This window comes from Bacillus sp. JKS001846 (assembly GCF_900176455.1).
Taxonomy (GTDB): domain Bacteria; phylum Bacillota; class Bacilli; order Bacillales; family Bacillaceae_G; genus Bacillus_A; species Bacillus_A cereus.
The window spans coordinates 2,682,832-2,701,026 of sequence record NZ_FWYG01000001.1 but is presented as its reverse complement, the minus strand read 5'-3'; the positions used below and the strand labels follow the sequence as shown (position 1 = coordinate 2,701,026).

Below are 18,195 nucleotides of genomic sequence, written 5' to 3'. Positions count from 1 at the left end.
TTTCTTACACATAATATCAATTTATGAGAAAATAATAATATCGTTACAACTTTATTCAGCCCTCACCAATCGGGCTATTATGGGCAGTTAATCTCCCACCTAACTTCTTTGCTACAGCCGAATTTTGAGGTGGGAGTTTTACTGCCCGCAAATAGTGAGATAAAATAAACTAAAGAGGTAAAAACTTCTTCAAATACATGAAGAGATTCTCAACTTTTAATTACAATATTCTATCTTCATAGAGCGTTTGTTTCATATATGGCATAATTTTATTCTTCTCTAAAGGGATGTGCCCTAATTGTTTATCAAAATATAAATCTAATTTAACTTTATTTACAGCATCTATCCTTTCTAATTCTTGTAATCCAGTTATAAAAGGCTCCAAATGATTTTTCATATCAAAATCAGCTGCTATATTTTGCAAGTAATAAATTGGCGGTACATAGCCTATCTTATTATAAAATGCAATAACATTTATTCTCTCTGCAAACGTATCTTTAATTTCTTGTATTGATAAGTTAGGATATGATAGCTGAAAAACTTGTGTAATAGGAGTAGTATACCAATTTGTTAATATGGTTTGAGGATTGTTGACCAATGCGAAAGTCCCTCTTAAATAACCTGCTAATATAAGGGACATAAATCCTCCACCTGAACTTCCATAAAGTAACACATTTTCTTTTAAAATATTTATCTTTCTTATTATTTTTTCTAAAATTATCGCTATATCTTTCAAGTAATACCTATCTATCGTTCCTTGCCCCCACCCTAAAGAAATTTCACCTAAATAAAGGGTTGGATCATTATAAAAAATTACAGATTCTTCGAAATCCTTAATCCAAGTGTATCTTTGAAAAATAGGTGGCGACTGCTTTTCACTTGCCCCCGAACCCAAAATAATAAGTTTTTTTGATTGTAATTTCATTCTAATAATAAACTCATAATTTATTCCTTGCCATTCTACACTTAGTAAAAACGGTTCTTCCATATTAAAATAAATGTCTTCAAGTTGCTCATATGAAATATTTACATTTCTCAATTGATTAATCGACTGAATCACCTCTTAAAATAGAAATAAATCTTTAAAATTCCTATGCTTCAATAAATACGAAAGGCCTTCTAAATGATCACCAGTAATTCTTAATACAGCTGGCGGATGCCCTATTGTCGCGAAGTGCTCATGTGGTCGAATACGATTTGGTTTCATTACATCTACATAATGAACACATTCTACTTTATATCCTTCTAATATTGCTTTTACTTGTGCAATACATGATGTGTGAAGAGTATCCCAGCCAATTCCCTCTAAACATTTTCTACTAATAGCATGAGGAACCGCTACAAGAGATCCCACTCCTAAATCTTTACGGTTACAAGCAATATTCAACATATATTTATATATATTTACAATATATAGAGGGAATCTAAGATTTAAATTTAAATCGTTTAAAGCAATATCAACACCGTCAGTAACAGCTTGCGTTAATGGATGTAAATCTTTTGCTGGAATAGCAAAATCGGCATCTATAAAGAGAAGTATATCTCCTATGGCCTCCTGCGCACCAATTGCACGCCCGACATCATGTCCTAACGCTTCTTGATAGACAATCACTGTTGCTCCTAATTGCTTTGAAATTTCCTCTGTCCGATCTGTCGATCCATTTATAACAACAATTATTTCTTTCGGTTCAATTTTTCTTGCCTCAAGAATAACTTGTTTAATCGTCGCTTCTTCATTTTGTGCTGGTATAATAATTGATAGCTGTTTTCCATTATAAATAGAAGACTTCATTCCCCATCCTTTATGGAAACGCAAATAATTTTTTTGTATTTTTAGTTGCTCTATAATTTCTCTTTTCCTTCCTCCATCCGTATAGTTACCTCTATCACCTTTTCGTTGTAACCAGTTTTCTAATACTTTTACATTTTTTTTAATCTCACGCACTTCTAATTTAGTTAATTCATTTCCAGAGAAAGAGTTTTTATTTGTAGATATATTATTCAAAGAGGTTTTAGTAATTGCTGATGAGGTGTGTACTCGCCACCCTTTCTCAATAAGTGTTGCTTGAGCAAGTATAGGATTCTGTAAGATGTCATATCCAATGTCTTCAATTACTTTTTTTGAAATGGCATATGGCATAGATAACATCGAATCATACTTTAAATCTATATGTCCTAATACGTCATTTAATACTTTTCTATACACCATAGCAATACTCGGCCACTCTATTTTCATTTTTTCAAAATATACGGAGTCTGCGTTATTCAATATTACATCTGTTTCTTTTTTTAATAGCGGCTTTAAAAATTGTGCTAACTCCACTGAAAAAACAACATCTTCTCCGTCTAAAAATAAGACAGCATCTCCATTGGCTATTCTTGCCCCATTAACTGGTGCTTTACATTTGTTTTTCTCTTCAATAACAACAACATTACTTTCAACAATTGTCGTTATTGATTGTATAGTATTCATTCTATTATCAGCTACAATGATAATTTCTAGTGGTTTTAAATAATTTAATTTCTCTAAAATTCGATTTAATTTCGACTTTTGCTCTCCCACGACAATAACGACTGACAATTCCACTCCTTCTTTCACCTCTCTTACAGTCTGATTAGGTTTTACCTTTTTTATATATTCAATCGTTTCATTCTTCTCTAAAGCTGCATGCCCTGCTTTCTTGTCGAAATATAAGTCTACTAAAATTTGATTCACTTCCGTATTTTCATCCATTTGCTCTAACCCAGAAATAAATGGTAGTAAGTGATTTTGCACATCAAATTCACATGCGACATTTTGTAAAAAATAAATATTTGGAACGTATTCAATACTCTTAAAAAAATCCGTGATGTTAATTCTTTCGCCAAATTTCTCTTCAATTTCTTCTCTTGATAAGCCTGGATAAGATAAATTGAAAACTTGATTTACCGGTACAGGTATCCATTTCATTAAATTTGTTTGAGGATTATTAACTAAAGCTGTGGAACCCTTTACGAAACCAGCTAATATTAAAGACATAAATCCTCCCCCGGAACTTCCATAAAACAACACATTTTTCGAATCAACTTGCAACTTTATCAATAATAGTTTTAAAATATTTGCGATATCTTGTAAATAAAATCTATCTAACTCCCCCTGTCCCCAACCTAAAGATATTTCTCCATGATATAAAGTAGGATCATTATAATATATAACAGTATCTTCAAATTCTTCCATCCAAGAATGTCTATGAAAAATAGGTGGACCAATTGGTTGTTCTTGAAAACCACCTGCTCCAGAGCCAAAAACAATAACATTGGAAGCATTATGCTTAATACGAATTAAAAATTCATAAGCTACTTTATCCCAATCAATTTTGAGTATAAAAGGTTCCGTAGTTTGAAAATTCATTTGCTGTAATTGTTCATATGAAATATTGATTTTTTTATACTGATCTAACAGTTTAATCACCCTTCCCATCTATCTAAAATATACTTACATTTTGCTATGATTCAACAAATAAGAGAAACCCTCCAAATGATCTCCCAGAATGAGTGATATAGTTGGAGAAATTCCTTTCGCTACAACATTTTCATTCGGGCGGAGCCGATTATTTTTAATTACGTCTACATAATGTACACATTCTATCTTGTAATCATTTAAAATAGCGTTTACCTGCGCAACGCTTGGACAGAGTAATATATCCCATCCGATATCATTTATAAATTGTTTACTAATTGCATGTGGAATTGCTGTAAGTGAACCTACACCTAAATCTTTTCTATCACATGCTAAGTTCAACGCGTATTTAAATAAGGTGACAATATGAAGGGGAAAATGTTTACATAAAAAGGGATTTAAATCATTTAAGGCAACATCACATCCATCTGCAATAGCTTGTGGAAATGGATATAGATCTTTTGCAGAAACAACAAGATCACCATCTAAAAATAAAAGAATATCTCCCTTTGCTGCTACAGTGCCAATTGCTCTTCCCACATCATGCCCTAACGGATTTTTATACGTAATAACAGTAGCACCAAGTTGCGTAGCAACATTTGCTGTATTATCTGTGGAACCATTTACAACGACAATAATTTCTAGGGGCTCAATTTTTCTCACTTCACAAATCACTTGTCCAATTGTTGCTTCCTCATTCTGAGCGGGTATAATTACAGACAATTGTTTTCCGTTATATTTTTGTGATTGAATTCCCCATCCTTTTTGTGAAAAAGGGATGGTATTATGTTTTTTAAGAATATTTACAAGTTTTCGATTTCTTGTAACATCATGATACATTCCCCTAATTCCAGTTTTCATTAACCATTCTGCCATAGCAACTAAGTGTTTGTTCATATTTTTCTTTTCTATATCTACTAATGATCTTTCATTTAATGCTCTTTCTTCTAAACAAAACTCTTTAGCCAATTGTGTTTCTATAAAGTAATGGCAACTAAACTTTTTTTCTTCTTCAATAAGTCTTATTTGCGCCAAAACAGGGTTTTTAAGAGTTTCATATTTAATTTCTTGTAAAGCTTTTTTTGTAATTATATTTGGTAAAGAGAGCAAAGAATTTATTTTTAATTCATTCGCTCCTAACACTTCATTTATAATTTGTCTCCAAATAATATTAGCACCTGGAAATTCTTTTTTCTGTCTTTCAATAAAGAAAGAGTGCAAGTTATTTAAAACCACATCTGCATTATCTTTAATAGCAGGTTGCATAAATTGTTTAAGTTCACATGCAGAAATACTATTACTATCATCTAAAAATAACAATATATCTCCTTTTGCTTCTTTTGCCCCTATAACACGCATATTTTCTGAATCACTTCTAATACATTTAACTCCAGATTCAGTTAGAGTTTTTTTGTTTATGTTTCGCTTCTCATTTATTACTATAATAATCTCATATGGAAATAAACTTTTAGCACTCTGAATAATTTCATTTAACAAACCTATTTCATATTCAACTAATATGATTATGGAAAGTAATTTCTTCATTTTTACACCTCACCAATTCTCTTATATAACTCATTGCCCTAATCTAACTTTTCTATTAAGTAGGAGAGTGCTTCAATATGATCACCCAGAATTCTTAATACTGCTGGAGGATGCCCAGTGTAATCTACATGTTCTTTTAAACGAATTCTATTCGGCTTTACAACATCTACATAGTGCACACACTCTACTCTGTATCCTTGTAATATAGCTTTCACTTGAGCAAGGCTAGGGCATAATAAAGTTTCCCATCCTATTGCATCTAAACATGATCTACTCATTGCATGTGGAATAGCTACTAACGAACCATTACTTAATTCAGGACGATTATATGCTAAATTAAGCATATACTTTACAATATCAACAATATAAAAAGGCGGATTTAAACTTGGATTTAGATTATTTAATGCTATATCTACACCATCTGAGACTGCTTGCGTAAAGCAATGCAAATCACTTCCTGAAATACTAAAATCACCATCAATAAATAAGAGAATATCTCCTATCGCTTCAAGTGCCCCAATTGCACGTCCAACATTATGGCCAAGTCGCTCGTTATATTTAATAACAGTAGCACCAAGACTTTTAGCAATATTGGCGGTATTATCTGTTGACCCATTTACAACAACAATAATTTCTAGCGGTTCTATTTTTCTAGTCTCAAGTATCACTTGTTCTATAGTGTCTTCTTCATCCTGCACCGGTATAATTACAGAAAGTTGCTTTCCACCATAAATTGAAGAATGCATCCCAAAACCTTGATGATAACAAGGGTATTGTTTTAATTCACCTAACCTTTGAATAATATCTCTTCTTTTTCCTGCATCAGTAAACCCTCCTCTTCTCCCTTTTTCCTCTATCCCTTTAGATATTCCAATTAGATATTTTTTCACTTTCTCTTTTTCATTTTTTGATAGTTCCTTTTTTATTAAATATCCTTTTTCTTCTAAAGTTTCATCTTTAGATAAAGTGTTTATTGCATATTGATCGCTAATCCGCCACCCTTGACTCACAATCTTGATATGAGAAAGAATGGCATCTTCTATAAAATCACAACCGATATTAACCAATACTTCCTTCGTAAGCACATATGGTAATGAAAGCATTGAATTGCATTTTAAATCTGGCCGACCTAAAATTTCATTTAACATTTTTCTCCATACAATATCCACATTCGGACATTTATCTATTTCTATAAACTTATCTATTTTATTCAAAATTACATCAGCCTGATTTGTAACAATTGGTTCAATAAATCCCTTCATTTCATCTGTAGATAATGAAAATTTACCATCTAAAAATAATAAAGCATCTCCTCTTGCTTCCTTTATAAAAGCTTCATATCCGCGATAATGCCCACTATATTTCTCTGTCAAAACAATTCGGCATCTATATTTCTTTGCTATTTCATATAATTTACTTCTATCATTAGGGAGCATAACAATAATTTCAATTGGGTTTAGCTCCCATACATTTTTAATTAAATCTTCTAATATTTGTGCTCTATCACTATACGAAATAATAACTGTTAATGATCTCATTACAATCCCCCTTTTTTACACACCATGTGGCATCATTAATATGAACATAAAATATTAAGTATTACTATTCCCTCTAAATTTGCTACTTTATCAATATATTCAAAAATGGATTGTACTGTGTAAAAACAAACGTCCATTTTTTTGAAAATATATGCTTTACGCTTTTATCCTTCCCCCTTCTAATTATGTATATTACAACTCTCGCCTTTTAAAAATCATAAAAAAAGTCCTAATTTTTTAGGACTCTTTTTTAAGTTAATTTATCAATATGATTAATTTTATATAACACTTTCTTCCAGGTTATACCCCTATCTGTTGTAGTAAATATTTCTTCTTTACTACAAGCCCAGCCACTATGCTCATTTATAAAATGTAAACAAAATACATTTTTTAACAACGGATTACTTGATAATTTTATCCATTCCGATGCTTTTTTCTTTACTTGATACACATCTCCGTTCTCACTATTTATAACCCAACCATAATGTGCACTGAAAAAAGAAATAGCAACTTTACTAGTGTTTATTTTTCGATTTGGAGTATGCCATGTATTACCTTTATCAAATGAATAATTTATAAAAAATATATTATCATTCGTTTTAGTTGGTATCGCTAACAAGTTATTTTTATAGATCGTTTTATAAGCCATGGAATTCCCGTTATTAACCTCTTGAATATTCTGATTGTTTTTTATAGGGTGCCAAGTTCTACCACCATCTACCGTTTTATATATCGTTGATTCTTTATATTTTTTTTGTAGAGAAATAAAACCAACTAACCTATTTATAAATGTTACACCTGATATACTATCACTAATATTTATTTTTCTTATTACCTTCCATACTTGTCCTTTAGTTTTCAAATAATACAAATTATGCTCAAATTTATTCGATGCGAGTTTTCTAGATATTATAATCCATATACTATCCATATTCGTGGCATGCAATTGTACCTGAACATCAGTCGATTTCTCCCAATTTTCTTCAATTGGTAAAATAAACTCACTCCATTTTTCCCCTCTGTTAACTGTATAAAATATAGCAGGCACTAGATTATCATTCGTTTTTGTTAAACCATATGCCCAAGAGCTTCGAGAGTTTATCGGATATATGGATAATATTATAGAATTAAGAGGATTGACAATATCCCATTCTTCCCCTCCATTTCGAGTAAATAAAATAGCTTGCTTTTTATTTGTATATTGAATACCGGCCCACCCAAATCTATCAGTTCTCATTTGTAAGGACGTGAATTGAATATCCTTGTATTCCAACATATCACCTCATTCTCATTATATTTATATTCGTATGTTATTTTTTTGAAAATGTTCTAGCATTCTTATTTTTTGGCTTTTTACCAGACAAATGTCGTCTAGTAATATATAAATTACTAAATAAAATAATGCTTCTGAAATAAAACTTTTAAAATTCAAATCAATAACTCAAATTATTCCCCTTTTAGACACATTTTTTTGGTAGATGAAGACATACTATTTTACCAATCACAACTGAAGAAATAATTAAGAATATTTCATAGCTACTGATATATTTATGAAAAAAAGAATGTATTCTGAAGAGTAGAACTTGAAATTTATTTTTAAACAATTGTTAAAACAGCTACTTTAACCAGACAAGAAATAAACTGATTAATAAATGCATCAATTTCCTCTTTTGTAATAATATACGGCGGAAGTAATCGAATAATATTCCCTTGTGTTACATCGACTAACATTCCTTTATTCATTAGCTCAACCTGTAATTTCTTCACATTTTCATTCGTATCATTCAGACTAATTCCAAACATCATGCCAGCATGACGCACTTCCTGAATATAATAAGAATTTTCTTTCTGAATGTCTTGCAGTTTGTCATTCAAATATAGTGACGTTTCATAAGCTTCTTGCATTAACCCCTCATCAAGTAATGTATTTAATACAGTTAAACCTAAAGCTGTTCCCATTGATGAATGAGCAAATGTTGTCCCGTGATCTCCTGGTGAAAATACATCACATAACTTTTCACCTACAATAATTCCCCCTAGCGGTATCCCGCCTCCTGCTCCTTTACCAATTTGAATAATGTCCGGTGTAATATTAAAATTTTGATACGCAAACAGTTTCCCGGTTCTCCCCATACCACTTTGAACTTCATCAACGACAAGAAGTACATTATATTTTTCACATAAATATTGAATACCATGCAAATATTCACTTGATAAAGGATAAATCCCCCCACTTCCTAATACAGGCTCTAGCATAATCGCAATTGGGTTTTCTTTAATAATAGTCTCTTCTAATTGGTCTATATTTTCGCGCTCTACTTCGTATACAGGAATCGATGTTTTAGGGAAATTTTGATATACACTTTCTTGTCTCGTAAAATGTAGTGCCCCTAACGTACGCCCATGGAAACTTTTCTTCAGCACTACAATTCCTTCACGTTCTTCATTCGTATTAGCTCTATATTTATCAATTAATTTCAAAGTTGTTTCTGTCGCTTCCGTACCAGAGTTTGTAAAAAAGACCTTTCCGTTTTTTAATGAGCAATCCACTAATTTCTTTGCATACTCAATCGCAACTGGGTTTAAAAAATGAAACGGTAAATGCAACGATTTTGTAACTTGCTCCATTGTCGTTTGTACAATTTTAGGATGATTGTATCCTAATACATTTACTCCTACGCCAGAAAATAAATCTAAATACTCTTTACCATCTACATCATACAGTTTACACCCTTCTCCTCTTTCCATTGCAACCTCTGTACGACAATATGTAGACATCATATATTCTTTATCTAATTGAAACCAATCCGACATGTTAAATTCCTCCTAGTTATTTTTCCTGTTTATTTATGTTTATTCTCTATAAATTTATTTTTCAGATTAAAATTTTAATAGTAATTTTCTTCACGATATTCATTTTTCCATAATTTCTTCTATTTCAACAGGTCCACTACATGTGCATTTTTTTCATCTAGCGGTCTGTTACTACTTTGCATGTCATACATAATCAAGGTTATAAAATCATATTTAGTAACAATAGACGAAATAAATTTGGAGGCTATATCGATGAATGAAAACTATGATAAACAGGGGCAATCTTTACTAGGGAATGACTTTAATGAAGATAGAGAACGTAATGAACAAGCTACACTCCACTCACAAACAGTTGGTTCACGTGGACCTGTTCTAGAGCAAGATAGTGTACTTCACGAGACGTTACAAGAATTTATTCATGAAAAAATTTTAGAAAGACCTGTTCATGTAAAAGGATTTGGTGCGTTCGGTTATTTTCAAACGATATATTCGATGTCTGAACATACTAAATTAAGTTTTTTACAAAATTCTAATGAGAAAGTTCCTATTATGGTGCGATTTTCGTTAGCTGTTAGTACGAAAGGAACACCGGATACTGCTAGAAATGTACGCGGTTTTTCTACAAAATTTTATACAAAAGAAGGCATTTTTGACCTTTTATGTAATCACATTCCTGTTTTTTCTGTCCGTGATCCGATGCGTTTCCCTGAAACGATTCAAGCATTATTGCCTTCACCTAAAAATAACTTAATAGACCCTAATAGATTTTGGAGTTTTGTCGCTAAAGCACCTGAATCTATTCATTTTGTTGTCCGTTTATACTCTAATAATGGTACGGCCAAAAGTCTTCGCCACATTCCAGGACATAGTGTTAATACATATGTATGGAGAAATGCGGAAGGTAATCGAAAGTATGTAAAGTATCATTGGTACCCGTTTGAAGGTGTACAGTACATTACTAGTAAAGAAGCAATTAAACTAGCTGCCGAAAATCCTGATTATAGCGGGAAAGATTTATATGATGCTATTGAAAATGGTAAACCAGTGGAGTATGGTTTATACGTCCAGCTCATGGATCCGAAAGATGAAGCGCACCTTTCTTATGATCCTTTAGATGACACAAAAGTATGGGATGAACAAACGTATCCTCTCATACCAGTCGGGAAAATGGTATTAAATAAAAATCCTGAAAATTTTATGGAACAAGTAGAAAAAGTCGCATTCTCCCCTTCTAATTTACTGGATGGTGCAGAACTATCAGATGATAAAATGCTGCAAGGTCGCGCTAACATTTACAGTGATTCACAAAGAAGAAGAATTGGTCCCGAATTTCGCAAATTAACGATTAACCAGCAGCAAGATTGGACACCTGCTAATCAAATTACAACCGGTGAAGGAAGGTACGTTGAAGGTAAACTTGAAAGAACTTCTATAACGAAACAGGATAACTTTACGCAGGCTAGTGAATTTTATACGAAGTTACAGCCAATAGAAAAAGAACATCTCGCTGAAAACTTAGCTAGTGATTTGAAAGTTATATCCGATGATATTAGGAAGATCGTTTTGGGGTATTTCAATCAAGTATCCACTGATTTGAAAACAAACATTGAGACAAAAATGAAAGAGCATTAAGAAGATTAAAACATGCTTTACGAATGAGAATTCAAATCTATATTAATTATTTTCTTATCAAAATCCAATGAGATTATTTAATTTAAAAATGTAAAGCCAATATATCCCTGTTCTATAATTAGAACAGGGATATATTGAAGTAGTTTAATGTTTAACATTAAACTACTTTATTTCGCTACAAAATGCGATAAGTAGCCTTTCAAAACAAACTATAGTAAACTATTTTACTTGTACCGTATAATTCCCTGTTCCACCACCATACTTATATACACTTAAGTAATATTTCCCTGGCTTTGCATTATAATTTCCAAGCAATTTGTTTCCATCACGTTTTGTTGCATAAGCTACATAATTATTTAGATCTGATTCAGAATATAATACCCAGTTCAGTCCAAGATTTTGTTCGTTCGTAACCGAAATTTGTAAATCTTTTTGATCCTTTACATCAATAACAAATTTATCCCCCTGATCTTGATCGCTCAAGGTTCCTCTTAACAAAATATTCAAAGATAGTGGGTTTGCTGTTTCAAATGAATTATTTGGTTCTTTTTCTACAGCCGTACCTTCTTCCGTATTCACTCCGCTAAACACAACATCATATTCAAATTGCCCAGCATTATTTACACGGTAATTTACAAAATAAGCAGTCAATGTTTTATATCCAGTCCACTCTTTTCCTGAAAGGCGTTTCAACATATCATTTGTTGCTTCATTCATCACTTTCCAGTCCTCAACTTCTCCTTTAGCCGCACTTCCTGTATATGTCCCCTGTAGTGTAAATGTATTAAAGAATTGTGATTTATTCTTTGTTACTTTCACATCTTTTAGTTTCGCTTCATTCGTAATATCTGAAGTAACGTCCGAAAGCGATTTTGGATCATGCTGAGTTAAATACTCATCTGATACTTGTGGAATTGTATACTTATCACGATTATCAATAAGCATTTGCATATAAGATTGATATTCTTCATTTAACTTATTATCTTTGCTTAATGTAGCACGGTATTCATCGTAACTTGAAACATCATTTGCGCGAATTAAATCATGTACTTTATCGAACATTTCTGGGCGCTTATTATACATATATGATTGTAGTGCAAACGAATAATTATAAAAATCCCACGTTCCATATTTCGCATTTAATGTTTGTGATGCTGTATAACGTTTTGTAGGATCATTAGATAACCCACCAATTATACTTTTTCGTGGTACTACACTATCTAATCGCGTTGCACCTGCAAAGAACTCTGCATTCCCTTCTTCAAACCATGTTAAACGTTCATTTTGATACATTTCCCCTTGGCCCCATAATCCCTGAACTTCGTACCTTCCCTGTAAGTAGTGCGTAAATTCATGGCGGAACAATTCTTCCAGACTATAAATACTTTGCTCTGGTGTACGTTCATATGTAAAGAAAGTCCCTGTCCCTTCAATATAAATCCCACCATTATTCGTTTCATATCCGTACAGTTGACGATTAAATTGATACTCATCTGGGCTATTATAAATAACCATCGTTAACACATCATCAGCATGTCCACTTTCAAGTGGTTTATCGCTACCAACTGTACGATAAAATTGAGAACGCACTTCTTTTGCCGCCCAGTATAGACGTTTAATTTTCTCTTCGCTAACTTTATCCCCAGCTTTAAAGACAATTGCACCATCATCAAACTTATACGTTTTCGGTAAATATTTCTTTTTACCCTCTTCTCGAATTTGATCTAAATTTACAGTTTTTCCATTCGCATCTATTCCTCCATAATTTGTAGTAATTTGTTCTGCCGCAACAAAGTATTGCTCTCCTAAATATGGATAAATTCGCATTGCATCTGTAGCAACTTGTTGTCCTTTTGTCGGCGTGCTATGAAGCTTGCCCAATCGGCCAGCATAGTAAATTCCATTATTAATTAACCATCCGTTTTTATTTGTTACTGTACCAAGTAGTGCAAAACGATTTATTTCATTAATAAAGTTATCGATATTTCGATACCACATCGTATCTTTTGGCTCTTTTCCAGTCGTGTACATATCCGTCTGAATATCAAAGTCAATTCCCTTCATCAACTCATATATAGCGTCTCCTTTTGTTCGGTCTTCAATGAAAGTTGCAAGATTATCGTTATATTGTTTAAAAATTTCACCTGCATATAAAACCGTTTCAACATCTGCTGATGCATTTCCAATTAATTTTCCATATGATGCAATTACTTTATTTTGTTCTGATGTACCAAGTTTGAAATTTGGATTTTTTGCAATTGTTTTTAAAGCTGGTAAACATTTATCATGGTAGCTACGCTCATTTAGTTTGCTTAATTCATCATGGTAAAAACCTAAATAAAATGCTGCACGTAGAGCTTCTACTAATGTTTCAATTCCTTTTGAATCATCTTTCGTATAAGTTTGTCCTTGTTCTGCTAGTTTATTAATAATTGCTTGCATTCGACTATCATCTTGATAGAATTTAAGACTATCACTATTAAACTGAAATAATTCCGGAATTTGATACCATTTAATTGTCACAAGAAGATCAGTTAATTGTTTGTTATTTAATTGATTTAACTCAGCCATTGAATACTTTTTTTCTTCAGCTAACGGTTTAATATTATCGGTTGGTGCTAGTGGACGCTGCGATAAATCCGCTAATTTTAATCGTTTTGTAAAAGATGCATTTTCTTGTACTTTTGAAGGGTGCGCCAATTCATCAACAGATTTCTGTATTCCTACCGGCTCCATTTGTAATACGTTCTTCACATTTTTCTCTTTTGTCTCTGCTTGAATTTGCAAACCATTACATGTTATCGTCACTAGTCCCACACCAAGAATCCACTTAGAAATTTTCGAATATTTAACCATACCATTGCCCCCTAATAATTTAAAAGAAAATTCAGAATTTTAAAACCAAAAAACCACTTATTTGTATGTATTTACAGTTCCGCCATAAATACAAATATGATTAATAATGCAATAGTAGCTTGTTTTATACTATTACGAGTACAGATTCCTTACATACAATCTCCCTTCCTTACATGTAATACAAGCAAAAACTGTGCCAATTATATTTCTTATGAATAGCCAACATTTTTTATAAATACTGTAGAATAAAATATACATAGGTGATTCGGCAATGTATAAATCATTTGACACAAAATCTAATGTTTATGAAGAACAAATTCATTGAATGCTATAAGCTCATTAGCCAGTAAATAAATTTCAACTAACAACATCCCAATTTTTAAATCTCTCAAACAAAGGTAAACAAACATATTCCATAAAGCTAATATGTTCGTTTACCTTTGTTATTTCATATCAACAGCAAAATATCGTTGAATAAAATAGCATGAATAAGTATTTTGTTATTCATTTCTCTTTTTCATATAATCTTTTTCACATTGCAACGGCTTGAATTTCACTTTTTTCCCTTTCTTCTTTTTCGTTTTTATAACGAGCCATTCCCCTTTTTCAACGTCTAGTTTTAGGCTTTTCATTACATTGATATTATCTTGTTCTTTATAAAGTAAAAATGCTTCTTGCGCCCTCACAAATAGGCTGGGCTGTTCGCTAAATCTACCACTGTCATAAATTTTAGTTAGCGAATTATAATAAGAATCATTTTCCTTTCCACCATACATCAAATGGGCAGCCTCCAAATCTCTTTTACTTACTTCCCAAAAACTATGTTCATCAATATTTAAATTAAATGTGGATTTAATGTCCTGTATTATATTCTTCACATACTTTTCATCTCTAACTTTTCTTTCTTCGAGACAATCCGAAGATAACTCTGGTGCATCTGATTGGGAATGTACAACGTGTTGTATCGATACACACAGAATAAATACGCTTAAAATGTAAAATATTTTTTTCATATTTACATATCACCTCAAATGATTTAGATACTATATCATTTGAGGCTTACAATATTCTTATGCTAATAATAAGAAAGATCCTATAAAATAAAATTTTTATAGGATCTTTCCTTTTAATATTGCTTTATCAAATTCACGGGCGGGGCAACTACCTTACTACTTTTCACATCATATAATCCTATAGGTGTTACTCGTATAAAAGGCAAGTGCGTCGCAGAAAAGAATAAAATTGTAAATGCTGGATCATCATACGCGTAGCCACGCTCTTGTAGTAATTTCACCATCTGTTTCTCTTCCTGTATTAATTCTCTCATTTTTAAATTAGACATAATCCCGAGCAATGGTAATGCTATTTCGTGTAACACTTCATTGTTTTCTACTATGACCATTCCACCACCGAGCTCTTTTACTCTACGAAAAGCTGTTAGCATATCTTCTTTTCTTTTTCCGATAAGAATGATGTCACCTGTACCAGAATAAGAGCTAGCAAGCCCACCTAGTTTTTTCGCAAAACCTTTCACAGCTGTATTCACTTGCCAACTGCCATCACGGGCAATCATCATAAGGAAACATTCATCATGATCTGTGGACAATTCATCACAGTCTATATTGATTTCACTAGTGTATGGTTTTGTAATAACGTTATTTAATAAGTGTATCCCCGTTTTATTAGAGAAAATCATATCCTCTTTTTCTATTGACCAATCTAATGATAATGGAGTTACTTTATGTTTACTCCAGTCTATATGTAATGCCTCATGTGTATTTACACCGTCACGCTTCACCCATTTCCCCTTTGCAAGGACACTAATTGGTACTGGGTTTTCTTTACTTTCTAAAATATTGATATTAGCAATTCTACCTGTCGCAATCGAACCATGTACATGTTCCATATTATAATAACGAGCAATATTATAACTTGCCATATCGTATGCATCTATTACTGGCACTCCTTGTTTTATCGCGGTAGAAATCATAACGTTTGTCATTCCATTCTCATAAAACGAAGGATGTGAGCCGTCTGTTGTAAAAAAGAATCTATCAAACTGCTTTACGCCTAGTTCCAACAATTCTTTCAGTAAAACTTCTAAATCTGGGCGGATTGAAGAATTTCTTAGGGAAACAGTGTAACCTTGCATAAGACGAGTGAAAGCTTCCTGCCCTGTCATCGCTTCATGATCACAATCTGTACCTAACAGTTTTAACTTCGCTAAAGTCGTTTCAGATGCACCTGGAAAATGTCCTTCTACTTTCTTCTGCAATCGCTTCGTTTCCTGCATCCAAGTTAACATTTCATCATCGCCATGTAATAGTTTTGGCCACGCTGTTAGTTCGCCGCCTTGAAGAACTGCTTTATGCTTAAGCCATTCTATTATTTCTTCACGATTAAATAAAGTTTCCCCGTTTTGCAATTCAGTTTGTCCATCAAAACGACACCACCAATACATACTTGCTGGAATCTTTTCAAATTCATCTAATAAACGAAATGCTTCTTCACGTTGTAATGTGAAAAATAAAGTTAAATTATCATTAATAAAAGTTGTTGTCCCAAACTGCATCGCATGATTCGCTAAAGTTTCAGGATTATATAATTGATACGGATGTGCATGAGGTTCTATGTAACTTGGAACTACATACTTTCCATCACAATCAATGACTTCACATTCATGCAGTTGCACTGGCAGCTTTTCCCCTACATAAACAATCCGGTCATCATAGATCCAAATATTTGCTTGCATCCACTCGCGCATATAGGAATTTAAATAAGTTGCGTTCTTACATAAAATGTGCGGACTTCTTTTACCATCTATTACTTCAACATGTTCTCGTAATTGTGTGTTACTCCATCTAAACTGATTTTCTCCCAATGAATTTCACTCCAAATCAATTTACTTTTATTTATTAAAATAAAAACAATTAACAAACTAAAGTATTCTCCATTCATAACTCCCCTGTATATCCCCTATACCTTTCATTATATGGAATGATTGCAAAAATAACAATTTTCAAAATTCAAAACACACCTCTTTGATTCTCAATAAAAAAGGATGTCGTGTAACCGACATCCTTTTTTACCACCAGACTATAAGTTTGAATTACACTTGATGCCATACTATGAATACTAATACTGCCCTTAAAACAGGATCCCATTTACATTCTTTTCATTTATTTCTTAAATTCAATTTGCATCATTTTATTAAACTGTGTAAGAATACCAGCCGCACCTAAAGAGTTAACATTGACAGCAAATGTATGCTTGCCTCCAATTACTCCGCCAGCAAAAGTCATAAACCCAGGAATTGCTCCTCCGTGACCCCAAACTGAAACACCGTTTGGAAGTTTCGTCTCATAGATCCCAAGGCCATATCCATCACCAAGATCTTTTCCTTCTATTGGAACTGTAGTAAGCATTTCTTTTAGCTCGCGTTCTTTCAATAACTTACCACCGAGCAAAGATGAAAAGAACTTATTTAAATCGTCCGCATCTGAAATCATATCTCCCGCTGAATTAGCTAAACTCGGATTATAATACGTCATGTCTTTCAATTCACTTGTTTCGTCAATTTTCATATACCCTCGAGCATGATTCTTTCCTGGGATGACTGGTGAATTACCTGGTAAAAACGTATTTAACAAGTCCAAAGGTTCAATAATTCGCTTTTCAATTTCTTCCGCATAACTATTACCAGTTATTTTTTCAATAAGCATTCCTAGTATTACGTATCCCGTGTTTGAATACGACCAACCTTTACCTGGCGAAAAATCTGGAGGTAGAGCAAGCCCTATTTCCACTATTTCTTCTGCTGTATACGTTTTTTTCGAATTCATAATGTCAGCGTCTTTTGACTTTAAATATTCAGCTATACCACTTGTATGGTTCAAAAGTTGACGTATCGTAATTTGATTGCCATCATATCCATTTCCTTGAATGAGGCCAGGTAGCCACTTTTCAATAGAATCGTCAAGTTGTACACGATTTTCTCCTACTAATTGAAGAACAGTCGTAGCAGTAAAAGTCTTCGTCACACTTCCAATCCGAAAACGATAATCCGATTTCATTGGTTTCTTACTATTTAAATCCGCGACGCCTGCAGTATAACTACTAATCTTTCCATTGTTTGATGCCCTCGCTAATACCCCTGGTGTTCCAAGCTGTACTGTTTCCTGCATTATTTGTTTCCAACTATTCCGATTCTTTTGATCCTGTGCTTGTGACGGACTAGAAATATTTTGAGTAGACTCTGCTTTCACATTAAAACCTGGTGCGAAAAGAGTAGTACCCGCTATTAAAACTGCAAAACTTCCTAACTTTATTGAAGTACATTTTTTCATAAGGTTCTCTCCTCTATCCATATCG

The 18,195-nt window shown here is 32.7% G+C and carries 11 protein-coding genes; 1 reads left to right on the top strand and 10 read right to left on the bottom strand.

Annotated features, from left to right (window positions below; genetic code table 11):
• Positions 1 to 220: 220 nt before the first annotated feature.
• The 6 genes from B9A45_RS14535 to B9A45_RS14510 all read right to left on the bottom strand — a co-directional run bounded on the left by B9A45_RS14535 (position 221) and on the right by B9A45_RS14510 (position 9,336).
• Positions 221 to 1,060, bottom strand: coding sequence for a glycosyl transferase family 2 (locus B9A45_RS14535; RefSeq protein WP_084064191.1), 840 nt, complete (start codon positions 1,058 to 1,060; stop codon positions 221 to 223).
• Between the two features lie 3 nt (positions 1,061 to 1,063).
• A complete protein-coding gene (locus B9A45_RS14530; protein WP_179135412.1) occupies positions 1,064 to 3,391 on the bottom strand; it encodes a glycosyltransferase family 2 protein in 2,328 nt (775 codons plus the stop codon).
• An 84-nt stretch (positions 3,392 to 3,475) separates the two neighbouring features.
• On the bottom strand, positions 3,476 to 4,984 hold the full coding sequence (locus B9A45_RS14525) for a glycosyltransferase family 2 protein (protein WP_000735456.1): 1,509 nt from the start codon (positions 4,982 to 4,984) through the stop codon (positions 3,476 to 3,478).
• A gap of 38 nt (positions 4,985 to 5,022) precedes the next feature.
• Complete coding sequence (locus B9A45_RS14520) at positions 5,023 to 6,522, bottom strand: glycosyltransferase (protein ID WP_058840376.1); 1,500 nt, start codon at positions 6,520 to 6,522, stop codon at positions 5,023 to 5,025.
• Positions 6,523 to 6,772: 250 nt separating this feature from the next.
• Complete coding sequence (locus tag B9A45_RS14515; RefSeq protein WP_058840380.1) at positions 6,773 to 7,795, bottom strand: VPS10 domain-containing protein; 1,023 nt, start codon at positions 7,793 to 7,795, stop codon at positions 6,773 to 6,775.
• Positions 7,796 to 8,118: 323 nt separating this feature from the next.
• On the bottom strand, positions 8,119 to 9,336 hold the full coding sequence (locus B9A45_RS14510) for an aspartate aminotransferase family protein (RefSeq protein WP_053512521.1): 1,218 nt from the start codon (positions 9,334 to 9,336) through the stop codon (positions 8,119 to 8,121).
• A gap of 252 nt (positions 9,337 to 9,588) precedes the next feature.
• On the opposite strand from B9A45_RS14510, the gene B9A45_RS14505 reads away from it, so the two are divergent.
• Entirely contained in the window at positions 9,589 to 10,968 is a 1,380-nt protein-coding gene (locus B9A45_RS14505; protein WP_084064189.1) for a catalase, read from the top strand.
• 219 nt (positions 10,969 to 11,187) lie between these two features.
• Here B9A45_RS14505 and colA read toward each other — a convergent pair whose 3' ends face one another.
• From colA to B9A45_RS14485, 4 genes are all read right to left on the bottom strand, one after another.
• Positions 11,188 to 13,824 carry a collagenase ColA gene (gene colA, locus B9A45_RS14500; protein WP_084064188.1) on the bottom strand — a complete coding sequence of 879 codons (2,637 nt, stop codon included), beginning with the start codon at positions 13,822 to 13,824 and terminating at the stop codon, positions 11,188 to 11,190.
• 500 nt (positions 13,825 to 14,324) lie between these two features.
• A complete protein-coding gene (locus B9A45_RS14495) occupies positions 14,325 to 14,837 on the bottom strand; it encodes a hypothetical protein (protein ID WP_000719376.1) in 513 nt (170 codons plus the stop codon).
• Positions 14,838 to 14,950: 113 nt separating this feature from the next.
• Positions 14,951 to 16,705: an adenine deaminase gene (locus B9A45_RS14490; RefSeq protein WP_000504436.1), complete on the bottom strand. Its 1,755-nt coding sequence runs from the start codon at positions 16,703 to 16,705 to the stop codon at positions 14,951 to 14,953.
• A gap of 298 nt (positions 16,706 to 17,003) precedes the next feature.
• Positions 17,004 to 18,170 carry a serine hydrolase domain-containing protein gene (locus B9A45_RS14485; RefSeq protein WP_000710662.1) on the bottom strand — a complete coding sequence of 389 codons (1,167 nt, stop codon included), beginning with the start codon at positions 18,168 to 18,170 and terminating at the stop codon, positions 17,004 to 17,006.
• Positions 18,171 to 18,195: the final 25 nt, after the last annotated feature.